This window comes from Streptomyces sp. NPDC050287 (genome assembly GCF_044459385.1).
Taxonomy (GTDB): Bacteria; Actinomycetota; Actinomycetes; order Streptomycetales; family Streptomycetaceae; genus Streptomyces.
This window is the reverse complement of record NZ_JBITIY010000004.1, coordinates 641,940-655,578: the sequence shown is the minus strand read 5'-3', so window position 1 is coordinate 655,578 and position 13,639 is coordinate 641,940. Positions and strand designations below refer to the sequence as shown.

Annotated in this window: 10 protein-coding genes and 1 pseudogene; 7 read left to right on the top strand and 4 right to left on the bottom strand. The window is 71.7% G+C overall.

Going from position 1 to position 13,639, the window contains the following annotated elements; genetic code table 11:
* Positions 1-148: 148 nt before the first annotated feature.
* The 3 genes from ACIBK3_RS17915 (at position 149) to ACIBK3_RS17905 (ending at position 5,031) form a co-directional block, all read left to right on the top strand.
* The gene (locus ACIBK3_RS17915) at positions 149-2,725 is read left to right on the top strand and encodes a SpoIIE family protein phosphatase (RefSeq protein ID WP_399366576.1); all 2,577 of its coding nucleotides are present in this window, start codon (positions 149-151) and stop codon (positions 2,723-2,725) included.
* A gap of 257 nt (positions 2,726-2,982) precedes the next feature.
* Positions 2,983-3,402 carry a CBS domain-containing protein gene (locus ACIBK3_RS17910; protein ID WP_399366574.1) on the top strand — a complete coding sequence of 140 codons (420 nt, stop codon included), beginning with the start codon at positions 2,983-2,985 and terminating at the stop codon, positions 3,400-3,402.
* Positions 3,403-3,534: 132 nt separating this feature from the next.
* Positions 3,535-5,031: a cytochrome bc complex cytochrome b subunit gene (locus tag ACIBK3_RS17905; RefSeq protein WP_399366572.1), complete on the top strand. Its 1,497-nt coding sequence runs from the start codon at positions 3,535-3,537 to the stop codon at positions 5,029-5,031.
* On the opposite strand, the gene ACIBK3_RS17900 is transcribed toward ACIBK3_RS17905, so the two are convergent.
* Positions 4,961-5,350 carry a cytochrome c oxidase subunit 4 gene (locus ACIBK3_RS17900; RefSeq protein ID WP_399366570.1) on the bottom strand — a complete coding sequence of 130 codons (390 nt, stop codon included), beginning with the start codon at positions 5,348-5,350 and terminating at the stop codon, positions 4,961-4,963. The two genes, ACIBK3_RS17905 and ACIBK3_RS17900, sit on opposite strands and share 71 nt — an antisense overlap.
* Entirely contained in the window at positions 5,347-7,020 is a 1,674-nt protein-coding gene (gene ctaD, locus ACIBK3_RS17895) for a cytochrome c oxidase subunit I (RefSeq protein ID WP_399366568.1), read from the bottom strand. Before ctaD ends, ACIBK3_RS17900 begins: the two co-directional genes overlap by 4 nt.
* A gap of 274 nt (positions 7,021-7,294) precedes the next feature.
* On the opposite strand from ctaD, the gene ACIBK3_RS17890 reads away from it, so the two are divergent.
* The 4 genes and pseudogenes from ACIBK3_RS17890 (at position 7,295) to ACIBK3_RS17875 (ending at position 9,543) form a co-directional block, all read left to right on the top strand.
* Positions 7,295-7,474 carry a hypothetical protein gene (locus ACIBK3_RS17890; protein ID WP_399366566.1) on the top strand — a complete coding sequence of 60 codons (180 nt, stop codon included), beginning with the start codon at positions 7,295-7,297 and terminating at the stop codon, positions 7,472-7,474.
* Between the two features lie 151 nt (positions 7,475-7,625).
* Positions 7,626-7,919, top strand: a pseudogene (locus tag ACIBK3_RS17885) (sugar phosphate nucleotidyltransferase); the annotation flags it as partial.
* Positions 7,920-8,071: 152 nt separating this feature from the next.
* Positions 8,072-8,743, top strand: coding sequence for an SDR family oxidoreductase (locus ACIBK3_RS17880; protein WP_399366564.1), 672 nt, complete (start codon positions 8,072-8,074; stop codon positions 8,741-8,743).
* Positions 8,740-9,543, top strand: coding sequence for a class I SAM-dependent methyltransferase (locus ACIBK3_RS17875; protein WP_399366562.1), 804 nt, complete (start codon positions 8,740-8,742; stop codon positions 9,541-9,543). Before ACIBK3_RS17880 ends, ACIBK3_RS17875 begins: the two co-directional genes overlap by 4 nt.
* A gap of 202 nt (positions 9,544-9,745) precedes the next feature.
* Here ACIBK3_RS17875 and ACIBK3_RS17870 read toward each other — a convergent pair whose 3' ends face one another.
* Entirely contained in the window at positions 9,746-11,692 is a 1,947-nt protein-coding gene (locus ACIBK3_RS17870; RefSeq protein ID WP_399366561.1) for a glycosyltransferase family 2 protein, read from the bottom strand.
* A 418-nt stretch (positions 11,693-12,110) separates the two neighbouring features.
* A complete protein-coding gene (locus ACIBK3_RS17865) occupies positions 12,111-13,613 on the bottom strand; it encodes a S8 family serine peptidase (protein ID WP_399366559.1) in 1,503 nt (500 codons plus the stop codon).
* Positions 13,614-13,639: the final 26 nt, after the last annotated feature.

The following is a 13,639-nucleotide window of genomic DNA, read 5'->3' as shown; positions in this document are numbered from 1 at the left end:
CGGGCCGTCGCGCACGGCGAGGGACGCCCGACGGCCCCTCTGCGACGCGCGCGGCGACGTACCGGCACTCCGCGTCCGCCCCGCGCACCGGCCGCCGGGCTCCACGGAACGGCCACAGGGGCTGCGCGGGTGCCCCATACGCGCTGTAATGGCCAGTGTGGTCAGTGAGGGCGTTGCGGGACGCAGAACAAGAACTGCGCGTGCCGAAGTTGCCCTCGAAACCGTCACGGCCGATCGGGACTCGCCCGAACGACTGCGCCGCATCCTCGAACACGCGCTCATCTTCGCCAGTGCGAGCTTCGCCGCCGTGTATGCCCCGGGGGCGGGCGATGACCGGCTGTGCCTGGTCGAGTCGGTGGGCGTACCCAGGACGCTGTACGGCCTGCGCGACAGCTACGACCGCTCCGGCCGCTGTCCGGCGGCGGACGCCATGCGCACCGGGCGGCCGGTGTGGCTCAGCCCGGAGGAACTCGCCGAGTGCCCGGAGTCACGGCGGACACCGTCCCGGGAGTTCTTCCTGGCGGCCCTGCCCACGTCCGCCGCAGACATCCGCGACGCCCCTGGCGACGGGGACAGCGACAGCGACAGCGGTAGCGACAGCGGTAGCGACGGAAGGGGCGACAGCGGCAGCGACGGCCGTAGCGAGACCATCGACGGCGAAGGCGACGGCGGAGCCTGTCTGCTCGCTGTGAGCGAGGAGCCCGCCGGTTTCGGTCCCGACGAGCGCGCCTGTCTCGAACTGATCGCCGGTGCCGTCGCCTGCCCGCTGCCCGCCCGGCCGGCCGAGGGCGAGGCCCTGGGTCCCGATGCCTTCAGCCTGGCCATGGACAGCGGCCGGGTGGAGGTCGGCGACGACATCCTGGCGCTGTTCGGCCTCAGCCGCGACGCGTTCGACGGCAAGGTCGAGACCCTGCTCGCACTGACCGTGCCGGAGGACCTGCCCTCACTGATGTCCGTGGTCGAGGCCGACCACATGTCCATCGGCGACCGCGAACTGGAGTTCCGGGTGCTCCAGCCCTCCGGACCACCCAGATGGCTGCGACTGCGCGGCCGCAGTCTGCCGGGCGGCGAGGGGCACCCGGCCCGGCTCGTGGGCACGGTCCGCGACGCCTCTCTGTTGCGCTCCGGCGTCACCGACGTGACCCGGGTGCAGCGCCTGGCCGCCGCCCTGGCCGTCGCCGGCACGGTCCGCGACGTCAGCCAGGCCGTCGCCTCGGCGCTGCGCGGTCCGCTCAGGGCGGACCGGATCGCCCTCGCCGAACTGGAGAACGACCGGCTCGTCGTCACCGTCCTCGATCCGCCCGAACCGGAGGCATGGCCGGAGCTGTGGCGCCTGGAGTGGCGCTCCGAGTGGCCCGACACGCCCGTGCGCACCATGCCCACGCTCGCCGCCGCCCTGCGGGAGGGCCGCGCCCAGATCTGGCCCGCCGGCACCGCCCTGGAACCCGCCCTCGCCGAGGTCGGCCGCGGCGGCCTCGCCGTACTGCCGCTGCCCGCCGCGGGCCGTATGGCCGGCGCCTGTCTGATCGGCTGGGACACCCCGCACGACTTCGGCCCCGACGAACGCTCCCTTCTCACCGCCGCCGCCGGCCTCGCCGGGCAGGCCCTGATGCGGGCCCACGCCTTCGACGCCGAGCACGAACTCGTCGGCATGCTCCAGCGCCAGCTGCTGCCCCGCCGCCTGCCCGAGCTGCCCGGTGCGGTCGCTGTCGCCCGCTATCTGCCGAGCACGGCCGGTCTGGAGCTCGGCGGCGACTGGTACGACGTGATCCCGCTGCCCGACCACCACGTCGCCCTCGTCATCGGTGACGTGCAGGGCCACAGCGCGGCGGCCGCCACCCTCATGGGTCAGATGCGCACCGCGCTGCGCGCCTACGCCGTCGAGGGGCACCCGCCGGACGTGGTGGTCTCGCGCGCCAACCGCCTCCTGACGGACCTGGAGACCGACCTCTTCGCCACCTGCGCCTATGTCGACGTCGATCTGGAGGAGGGCTCCGCCTGGTGCGTGCGCGCCGGACACCTGCCGCCGGTGCTGCGGCACGCGGACGGCAGCACGGAGATCGCCGAGGCGGACGGCGGACCGCCGCTCGGCGTGGTGACGCAGTCCGACTTCCCGATGAGCCCGCTGAGGCTGCGGCCCGGCACGGTCATCGCCCTGACCACGGACGGCCTGGTCGAAACCATCGAGGCCGACATCGACGAGGGCATGGACGGCTTCGCCCACGCACTCGGCGTCTGCGACCCCGCCCACCTCGACCTCGTCGCCGACGCCCTCCTCGGCAACGCAGCCCGCAGCGACGACGTCGCCCTGCTCCTGCTGCGCTACGACGGCATGGTCCTGCGTCCGCAGCGCGACAGCTGGACGGTGTGGCGCCTTCCGCAGGCCGTCAGCCAGGCCCGCCGCTTCACCCGCCGCACCCTGCGGGCCTGGGGCGTCCCGCCCGACTCCCTGGACACGGTCCTCCTCGTCGTCTCCGAACTCGTCACCAACGCCCTGGTGCACACCGACGGCCGGGTCCGTCTCGACCTCACCCGCATCAACCACCGGCTGCGGGTCGCCGTCGCCGACTCCTCCCCGCGCACGCCGGTCAAACCGACCAGTATCGGCTGGGAGGCCACCGGCGGCCGCGGCATCCTCCTCGTCGAGGCGATGTCGGCGGCGTGGGGGACCGTGCCCGTCAGCGGCGGCAAACAGGTGTGGAGCGAGATCACGCTGGAAACGTGACGACCACCCGTCCAGATGGGTACCCGGAGCCCGGAACTCCGAGGTCCCGAGAACACCCGAAAATCCCCGGAGATCCCGAGAACGCCCGAGCCACCGGGAGATCCTGAGAACTCCCGAATCTACAGACAACCGGAGAACCCCCGAGAACCCCCGAGAACCCCCGAGAACCCCGAGAACTCCGGGAACTCCCGAAGAACTCCGGGAACTCCCGAAGAACTCCGGGAACTCCCGAAGAACTCCGAGAAGAGAGGCCCGTCATGACCCAGCACGTCAGCGAAATCATGACCAGCGCCCCGGTCAGCGTCGAACCGCAGACGTCCGTGACCGCCGTCGCCCGCATCATGCGCGACCAGGATCTCGGTGCCGTCCTGGTCGCGGACGGCGACAACCTGCGCGGCCTGGTCACCGACCGCGACCTCGTGGTGCGCGCCCTCGCCGAGGGCGGCGACCCCGAGCAGACCACCGTCGCCGGCGCGTGCAGCGACGACCTGGTCACCGTCACCCCCGAGGACGAGGTGGACCGCGCGATCGAGCTCATGCGCGAACACGCCGTACGCCGTGTCCCGGTCGTGGAGAACGGCCACCCCGTCGGCATCCTCGCCCTGGCCGACCTGGCCATGGAACGCGACCCGGACTCCGCCCTGGGCGACATCAGCGCGGCCAAGCCCAATATCTGAGCGAGGCGGGCCGGGCCGATCCGGCTCGCCGGCTGAGCACCCGTTCGGGTACTTCCCGGCCGCCCCGTACCCGGCACCGTCTCCCGCGGGGGAGGCACACACCGCGGTGTTCGAGACGGGAGGCGGTCGGGGATGGAGCGTGAGCGGTCAGGTCCGGGGGAACGGTTCGCGGACGCGGCGGACGGCCGCCTGCCCGTCCTCGACGGCGGCGGCCGACTGATGCGCAAGGCGTTCCCCGACCACTGGTCGTTCCTCCTGGGTGAACTGGCCCTTTACAGCCTGCTCGTCCTCGTCCTGACCGGCACCTGGCTGACCTTCTTCTTCGCGCCGGAGATGCGCGAGGTTGTCTACCAGGGCCGGTACGTGCCGCTGCGGGGCGTGCGCATGTCCGCCGCCTTCGACTCAACCCTCCGCATCAGCTTCGACATCCGCGGCGGGCTCCTGATGCGGCAGGTGCACCACTGGGCCGCGCTCGTCTTCGTGGCCGCGATCGGACTGCACCTGCTGCGGATCTTCTTCACCGGCGCCTTCCGCCGGCCCCGGGAGCTCAACTGGGTCATCGGGCTCACGCTCTTCATGCTGGCGCTCGCCGAGGGCTTCGCGGGCTACTCGCTCCCCGACGACCTCCTGTCCGGCACGGGACTGCGCATCGCGCAGGGTATCATGCTGTCGATCCCGCTCGTCGGCACCTACGTCAGCCTGTTCGTCTTCGGCGCCCAGTTCCCCGGCCAAGAGATCATCTCCCGGCTCTACCCGCTGCACATCCTGCTGCTGCCCGGAGCGCTGATCGGCCTGGTGACCGTGCACCTGATCCTGGTGTTCCACCTCAAGCACACCCAGTGGGGCGGCCCGGGCCGCACCCGGCGCAACGCCGTCGGCAAGCCCCTCTTCCCGCAGTTCACCGCGTCCTCGACCGGCCTCTTCCTGATCGTCTTCGGTGTGCTCGCCCTGCTCGGCGGCCTGGCCCAGATCAACCCCGTGTGGGTGTACGGCCCCTACCGCCCCGACCTGGCCTCGACCGGCTCCCAGCCCGACTGGTACGTCGGTTTCCTCGAGGGCGCGCTGCGGCTCGTACCGCCGTGGGAGACCACCCTCGCCGGTCACACCCTGATGTGGAACGTGCTGCTTCCGGCGGTCGTCCTGCCGGGGCTGCTGTTCCTCGTGCTGTACCTCCACCCGTTCGTCGAGCAGCGCCTGACCGGCGAGGGCCGGCAGGAGCAGCACCTGTGCGACCGCCCGAGGGAGCGTCCCGTCCGTACCGCCCTCGGGGTCGCCGGGATCACCTTCTACGGCGTCCTGCTGCTGGCCGGCGGCAACGACGTCCTCGCGCAGACCTTCCGCATCTCGGTGAACACCCTGACCTGGGTGCTGCGCACGGCCCTGGTCGTGGGCCCGGTCCTCGCGTTCCTGCTCACCCGGCGGCTGTGCCACGCCCTGATGGCCGCCGAGCGCGAACACCTCGTGGACGGAGTGGAGACCGGCGAGGTGCGCCAGACCGTGGAGGGAGGCTACGAGGGCGAGCACCGCCCGCTGCGGACCCATCGCCCCGGAGCCCCGCTCACTCCCCTCGGCCCGCGTACTGGAACACCAGCCCCAGAACACCCCGAGCCAGCACCGCGCCGCCGATGAGGAACAGCCACAGCCCGTAGACCACTCCGAGGGCGGTGACCGCGAATCCCAGCGCGGTCACCACGGGCCACCGGCTGTCCGGCGGGAAGAACTCCAACGGGCCCGCCCCGTCGGCCACTTCGGCGTCGCCGCGGTCCTGCGGGCGCCGTCCCTTGCGCCGGTACTGCACCGCGCCGAAGAAGGAGATGACGGCGGCCATCAGGAAGGCGACCAGGAGGGCAGCCGTACCGGCCGGCTCCCCGGACCACCAGCCGTACAGGGCGGCCACCCCCGCGAAGAACAGCGCGACCCCGCCGAACAGCAACGACTCGGTCCTCATCGCAGCCCCTCCCGCGCGGCCCGCCGGACGATCCCCGGATGGTGCAGATCGAACGCCGGCGCCTCGGACCGCACCCGGGGCAGCGCCGTGAAGTTGTGCCGCGGGGGCGGGCACCCGGTCGCCCACTCCAGGCCGCGCCCGTACCCCCAGGGGTCGTCGACGGTGACGAGAGGCGCGTACCGGGCGGTGCGCCACACGTTGTAGAGGAACGGCAGCGTGGACACGCCGACCAGGAACGCCCCCGCCGACGACAGCGAGTTGAGCAGGGTGAAGCCGTCGGCGGGCAGGTAGTCGGCGTAGCGCCGGGGCATGCCCTCCTCGCCCAGCCAGTGCTGCACCAGGAAGGTCAGGTGGAACGCCGGGAACAGCAGCCAGAAGTGCAGCTTCCCCAGCCGTTCGTCGAGCATCCTGCCGGTGAACTTGGGCCACCAGAAGTAGAACCCGGCGAACATCGCGAACACGACGGTGCCGAAGAGCACGTAATGCAGATGAGCCACGATGAAGTACGAGTCGGTGAGGTGGAAGTCGAGCGGCGGCGAGGCGATCAGCACCCCGCTCAACCCGCCCGGCAGGAACGACAGCAGAAAGCCCAGCGCCCACAGCATCGGTGTCTCGAAGGACAGGGAACCGCCCCGGATGGTGCCGATCCACGCGAAGAACTTGATGCCGGTGGGCACGGCGATCAGGAACGACATCACCGAGAAGAACGGCAGCAGCACCGCCCCGGTGGCGAACATGTGGTGCGCCCACACCACAGCGGACAGCATGGTGATCGCGATCGTGGCACCGATCAGCGGCAGATAGCCGAACAGCGGCTTGCGGGAGAACACCGGCAGGATCTCCGTGACGATCCCGAAGAACGGCAGAGCCACGATGTACACCTCGGGATGTCCGAAGAACCAGAACAGGTGCTGCCACAGCAGTGCCCCGCCGTTCGTCGCGTCGAAGACGTGCGCGCCGAACTTCCGGTCCGCCTCCAGTGCCAGCAGCGCGGCCGTCAGCACAGGGAACGCGGGGAGCACCAGGATGGAGGTGAACAGTACGTTCCAGGTGAAAATCGGCATCCGGAACATCGTCATCCCGGGGGCGCGCAGACACATGACGGTGGCGATGAAGTTGACCGCCCCCAGAGTCGTCGACACGCCCGTCACCACCAGACCCATCACCCACAGGTCGCCGCCCGCGCCGGGGGAGTGGTAGGCGCTGTTGAGCGGGGCGTAGGCGAACCAGCCGAACGCCGCCGCACCGCCCGGCACCACGAACCCCGACACGACCATCAGCCCCCCGAACAGGTACATCCAGTACGACAGCGCGTTCAGCCGGGGGAAGGCCACGTCCGGAGCGCCGATCTGCAGTGGCATCACCGCGTTCGCGAAACCGGCGAACATCGGCGTCGCGAACAGCAGCATCATGATGCTGCCGTGGATCGTGAAGAGCTGGTTGTAGGTGTGCTCGTTCACGAACTGCAGCCCTGGGCGGGCGAGTTCGGCCCGTATGGCCAGCGCCAGCAGACCGCCCAGCAGGAAGAACCCGAACGCCGTCACCATGTACAACCGGCCGATCACCTTGTGGTCGGTCGTCGAGGTCCAGCGCAGCAGCGCCCTGCCGAGCGAGCGCTCGGGGGCGGTGTGCCGCCGGGCGGTGACATCGCCCTCCGACAGATCCGTCATCGTCCTCCTCAGCCGCCGCCTCGTCCTGATGCCCTGTCGTCCCGCTCAGGTGCGCCTTCGTCCTGCTCCCGGACCGCGGCGACCTGCTCCCGGACCGCGGCGACGCTACCGCCGCCGTCCGGGCGGGGGACCACGCCACGCCCAGGGGCGGGCCCGGATCACCTTGTTTGCCCGGACCGGCTCCGGGGACCCGGAGGGGCAGCACGAAAGGACGGAGCCGCCCGGCCCGGAGCGGGCCGCGGCAGGACGGGACGCAGAAGGAAGATGAACGGCCGTGACCGCGCAGACCAGTGAGAACCCTGTTGTCCGACGCCCCGAGACGGGCTGGTCGAAGACCCGCCGCCTGCGCGGCGCCCGCGCTCTGCGAACCTGCCTGCCGGCGGTCGAGGAGAAGAACACACCGCGCACGGCACAGGGCGGGACAGAGGAGAACATCTTCCGCGGCGAGGACTGACCGCCGCCGCGCGGAACCCAACCGGCCGCCCGTTCCGCCGCCGCGTGTGAACCATCGGGCCGCCCCTCCCGCCGCCGCGCGTAAACCAACAGGCCGCCGGTTCGCCATGATCCGTTCCCTGGACGTGGGGCGACGGACTATGGTGAAGCAGATGAAGGCACTCGTGCTGTCCGGGGGCGCCGGGACACGGCTGAGGCCGATCACCCACACCTCGGCCGAACAACTGGGACCAGTGGCGACCAGGGCTGTCCTCTTGCACGCCCTCGAATCGCTCGTCGCGGCCGGTATCACCGACGTGGGCATGATCGTCGGTGACACCGCCGCGGAGATCCAGGAAGCCGTCGGGGACGGATCGGCCTTCGGCCCGGACATCACCTGCATCCCCCAGGAACAGCCGCCGGGCCTGGCCCACGCGGTACTGATCGCCCAGGACCACCTCGGCGAGCTGGAGACCACCCAAGCCCCCCAGCACCTCATCGACTCCCGTGCCGGCGTCCGCTCCACGGCCGGCCTCCATGCCGAGGCGACCCCGGCACCCAGCGCGCCCCGGGCCCACCGTCTCGTCCTCGGAGACCACGGCAAGGTGCAGATCGCTTCATGAACCTCCTCGTCACCGGCACCGCCGGGTTCATCGGCCCGCGCCTGCCGACCCGCGCCACCGCCGGCCTGGGCGCACGCGTGGTGCACCTCTCGCCCGACCACGTCCTCTCCGGCGAGGCCCGCGCCACTGCCCACCCGGAGGACCACCGGCCCGTTCCCCGCACGGCCTACGGCCGCACCGAACTCGCCGGGGAGCACGCCGTGCCGCGGAAACTCCCCGGCGCGAGCGTGGTCCCGCGCACCGCGTGGCTGTACGGCGTCCACGGCCGCAGCTTCGTCCGTACGACGACCGAGCTCGAAGCCCGCCGCGACACCGTGGACGTCGTCGACGACCAGCGCGGGCAGCCGATCTGGAGCGCCGACGCCGCCGAGCGCATCGCCGGCCTCGGCCCCCGGATCGGCCGGGACGCGAGTGGTGTTCCGCACGCCACCAGCTCCGGAGAGACCACTTGGTACGACTGGTCCGCGAGGTGTTCCTCCGCCTCGGGGCCGGCCCGGACCGGGTGCACCCGGTCGGCAGCGCGGCCTTCGTCCGGCCCGCGCCTCCGACCCGCCTACCGCGCCCTCGCGCACGGCCGCCGGCAGTCCCTGGGCCTGCCGCCGCCGCGTGAGGGGCGTTCTGCCCTGCACGAAGCCCTTCCCCGAATCCGCAAGGAGTCGCCCGCGTGAAACGCCATGAGTTCCTCCGGGAGCTGCACAAGGTCAGCGCCAACCGCAACTACCTGGAGATCGGCGTCAACGACGGCCGCAGCCTGACGTTGTCCCGTGTTCCCAGTATCGCCATCGACCCGGCCTTCAAGGTGGTCACCGAGATCCGCTGCGACGTCCATCTGGTGAAGGCCACCAGTGACGACTTCTTCGCCCGTGAGAACCCGCTGCAGCACCTCAAGGGCGGCCGGCACCCGGTGCGCAACCTGCGGCGGGGCCGCAGCCCCATCGGCTACTGGCGGCGCACCACCCTCGACCTGTCTTTCATCGACGGCATGCACCTGTTCGAGTACGCGCTGCGCGACTTCATGAACGTGGAGAAGTACTCGGACTGGGGAAGCGTGATCGTCCTCGACGACATGCTGCCGCGCAACATCGACGAGGCGGCCCGCGACCGGCACACCGGTGCCTGGACCGGTGACGTCTACAAGGTCGTGGAGGTCCTCAACCGTTACCGCCCGGACCTGGTCACCGTCCTGGTCGACACGCAGCCCACCGGTCAGCTGGTCGTCTTCGGAGCCGACCCGGACAACACGACGCTGCACGACAAGTACGACGAGATCATGGCCGAGTTCAAGGTGCCCGACCCGCAGAAGGTGCCCGAGGCGATCCTGGAGCGGGTGCAGGCGGTGACGCCGGAGACCCTGGTGCAGGCGCCGTTCTGGCGCGCGCTGGTGAAGGCGCGCAACCTCGGTGTCGGACGCTCCCGCGGCTGGGAGCCGCTGCGCAAGGCGCTGGAGCAGATCTCCGTCGGCCGCTGAGGCCCGGGCCGCGCAGGCCCTCGTAGGAGGCGGAGCAGGTCCGGTCAGGGCGACAGCAGACCGGACCGGCTCCGCCTCCGCGCGTGCGGGCACGGTGAGTGCTCGGGCGTGACAACGGGGCCGTGTCCGGTGTCGTGGCTCAGAGGATCAAGGGGCGAGCCGGCCCGCGGGCCCGTCACCACCGCCGGCGGCCCGCCTGCCGTCAGGTCCGCCGTGCCTTGATCACGGCGGCCGCCTTCGCGCGGATCCGGCCCAGGATCCGCCGCACCGTGCGCGCCAGCTGCCGTACGGCGCCGGGGCCCGCCGGACGCACCACCTGCACCGAGCCCGCACCCGTGCGCACGGCGACCGGCAGGGCGAGGAAGCGGCGCTCGTCCGCCGTGGGCGCCGGGCACAGAGCGAGCTGCCGGGCCGGGCCCTTGAGGTCACCGACGGCCAGCGTGGCCTCCAGGTGTGCCCCGGAGCCGTCCGGGGAGAGCGTGGCGGGTACGTCGGTGGGGGTGGGACCGGTGAGCCGCAGCAGCGCCTCGGTGTCGCCGGGCACGTACAACGGCAGGGGCGCGCGCAGCCGGTCGCCGGTGACGGTGACGTCCTCGGGGGCGAGCGCGGACAGACCCAGCCGCTTGCTCGCGCGGTCGAGGTCCAGGGCGAGGTTGCCCCGGTCGGTCCAGTACGGCAGCACCACCCGGCCGGCCACCACACCGGCCGAGGCCGCCGCCCGGCCCTTGCGGGGGACCGGACCCAGCCGGCCCTCCTTGGTCCAGCCGCCCAGCCTCACCCGCACGCGGGCGTCCCACAGTCCACTGTCCGGCGCGGTGCCGTCCGCCGCGGTGGCGGGATCGACGGTGGCCGTTGCCCGCAGCACCAGCCGGACCTGCTCGCCCCCCTCCACGGGAACGATCTCCCGAGTGACCTCGACGGGCTGGAAGTACTGGGCGGAGCTGGCGCGTTCACGCAGCAGCAGATCCACCGTGGCCTTCCCGAACTGGTCCACGGTGTCGGCACCCACCCGGCCGATCGCCTCCGCCACGTCCTTCGGCGGACCGGCGGGCGCGGCACCGGACGGACCGGCCGGGAACGTCATCGGCTGCCCGCCCACCCGGTACTCGGCGCTCAGGTCGATCTTCAGCGTGCCGTCCTCCCACCGGATGCTTCCGGGCTCGGCGCTCAGGGCGACGGAGGACTCCCACTCGGCGAACGCCACGACGTCGTCGAACCGGTCGGCGGCGATCAGACCGGCGATCGTCCGCTGGGTCAGCGGCAGCCCCGCCGCGACACCGGGGCCGAAACGCTCCACGACGACCTCGCGGATCTCCTCGAAGAGTTCCTTGCGGTAGTCCTCGGGCGCGTCCAGCAGACGCCGGCCGCGCATCCGCTCGACCATCTCGATCCGCAGCCACCGCCGTTGGAGCCGGTCCCGCACGGCACCTGGTTCGGTGTACCGCTCGACGACGTCGAGTGCTTCGCGCAGGTTCTTGAAGTAGCCGGCCGGGTCGAAGCGCTGGAAGCCCGCGTTGGACGCGTCCTCGCGCTTGACGTGGTAGTAGCAGACGTAGTCGCTGAGCACCGACACGTTGTCGGCGCGCAGGAACGCCTCGGTGACGAAGACGTGGTCCTCCAGCCGCCGCCGCCCCTCGGGGAAACGCAGCCCGATGTCGTCGAGGAACGCCCGCCGGAACATCTTGTGCGGGGTGAGGCTGTCGATCAGCGGGGCGTTCTCCACACTGGCGCGCGGACGGTTGCGGCGGAACAGCTCCACCGGCACGCCACGGCCCTTGCCGGCCATCTTGCCGATGACGACGTCGGCACCGTTGGCCACGCCGTAGTCGTACATCCGCTCCAGGGCCTCGTCGCCGAGGTAGTCGTCGTTGTCGACGAACATCACGTACTCGCCCTCGGAGGCGGCGATGCCGACGTTGCGGGGCTTGCCGGACCACCCGGAGGGCTCCTGGTGGATCACCTTGACCCGGGGGTTCTCGGCGGCGAGCGCGTCCAGCCGGGCGGGCGTCGCGTCGGTGGAACCGTCGTCGACGAAGATCATTTCGTACTCGTCGGGCGGCAGCGACTGCCGCAGCAGCGAGGAAACGCAGTCCTCGATGTAGATCCCCGGGTTGTAGACGGGAACGATGACGCTGACCTTGACCGGCATCGGTCTCCGGGCCCCCTTGGGTTTCTCGCCGCGTGCGTGAAGAGCTGCTGCGCGTGGGCAGATGCTAACGCCGCGCCGGGGGTTGTCCGCATCCGGCCCCCCGGCAGCGCGCCGCCGTGGCCCGGTCGGCCGTATGTCCTCGCCCGGCAGATCCAGGTGCTCGGCGGCGCCGGAGCAGCGAAACGGCAACTGGGGCTTCCCCCTGACGAGTTGGGCTACGGAGTCCGTCGGCGGCCCTGGTGCTCGGAGCCGGCCACCGGACGGGCACCGTCCGGCCCGACGACCCCGGTCACAGGATGAGGAGAGCGGCTGCGCACAGGGTGTCGAGCACCGTTGCCGGCGGGGGTCGGCGGGCAAGCCGAACGGCACGTGCCCGAAAGGGCACGTGCCGTTCCCCGGCGGTTGCCGCGGGCAGGGCCTATCCCGTCATCGAGGAGGTGAAGGGTGACAGGGCCGGGACGGGCTGCATGCCGGGGGCCAGGCCGAAGGCCACGAGAGCATCGGGCAGCCCGCGTCCGGTGCGGGCCGCCTCAACTGTGCCGGGGGCGGCCAGCGGGCGGCAGCTGGCGGCGACGATGTCGAACAGGTGCTGCACCCGACCGGGGCCACGGGGCAGCAACTGGCCGTGGAAAACCTCGTGGTGGGCGAGAACGAGGGCGGCCAGGCCCGCCACGTGGGCCGAGGCCGTCACGGTGCCGTCGATGGCCGCGTATCCGCCCACCGATGCGCACGACAGGACCGCCACACCCGGGGCTGCCGCGTCGACGCCGGGACCATGGCAGCTGAACGGGGCAGCGAACAGTCCTTCGGGGGTCAGCTGCTGCCCTGTGTGGGTGGCGTGGGAGGTGTCGGGCGGGAAGGTGCCGAAGGCTCCGAGGGCGCCTACAGCGAATACGGTGGGCAGCGAGGCGGGGAAAGCGATCGGCCCGCCGGTGTCGCCGGCCGGGGCGATGCAGGCGATACCCGCCGCGGTGGTGTCGGCGAGTTTGCGGGAGACCAGCGCCGACGGATACGGGGTCGCGACAGCGATGTGGGCGATGTCGACCTCGCGTTCGATGCAGTGGTCGAGGGCGGCGATCAGGTCGCTGAAGTGGCCGTCAGGCAGCACCTTGCAGGCGTCGAGCTCGGCGTCGACGGCGATGCCCACGATGCCCTCGCCCGTGTCCGCGCCCGCGATGATGCCGGCGGCGTGCGTACCACTACCGCCATCCTGCGCCCAGCCCTCGGCCGTGCGGCCCACGATATCGACACCGGAGCGCACCCGCTGCTTCAAATCGGGGTGGTCGACGCTGACGCCCGTACCGATGACCGCCACCTTGACGCCGAAGCCACGGAACGTGGGGGGCAGCCGGTCCAGCCGCATGGCCTGCTGGCCCCAGCCGTAACTCTGACGTTCGGCCAGATCCGGGTACATCGTCTCGAGGGGGGTGAGGGTGACGACGTTCTCCCGGGTCGCCGACAGGTCGGGGCGGTGGATCCAGCGGTCGGTGTATCCGCCTTGGGGGCGCACGTACAGGGACTGGACGGACTGTTCGGTGTCTGTGGTCAGGGTGAGGGCAAGGGTGCCGTCGGCGGCGGTGACGCCCTGGCTCGGCCAGGTCGCGCCGATCAGGAACACGCCCGCACCGGCCAGTGGTTCGCCCTCCGGGCCGCAGACGCGCAGCGAGATCTCCACCGGCTCCTCCGACGGCACGACCAGTCCCGGATCGCGCAGCGCCAGGAATTGCGCGGTCGGCGGGGTGGCGGGTGCGGCGCCGGTGAGCGGCAGGTCGGGTTCGATGTGCACATGCAGCGTCCACAGGGCCGGCAGCTGAGTCTCGGCTGCCTCGACGACCGCGATCTCCGGGCAGGATGGCACGATGCCGGCCGACTGCAGCTTCTCGGACGACCGCAGTCGGCGGATCACGTCGACGTCGGGCATGCTCTCGAGCCTTTCACACACCGCGT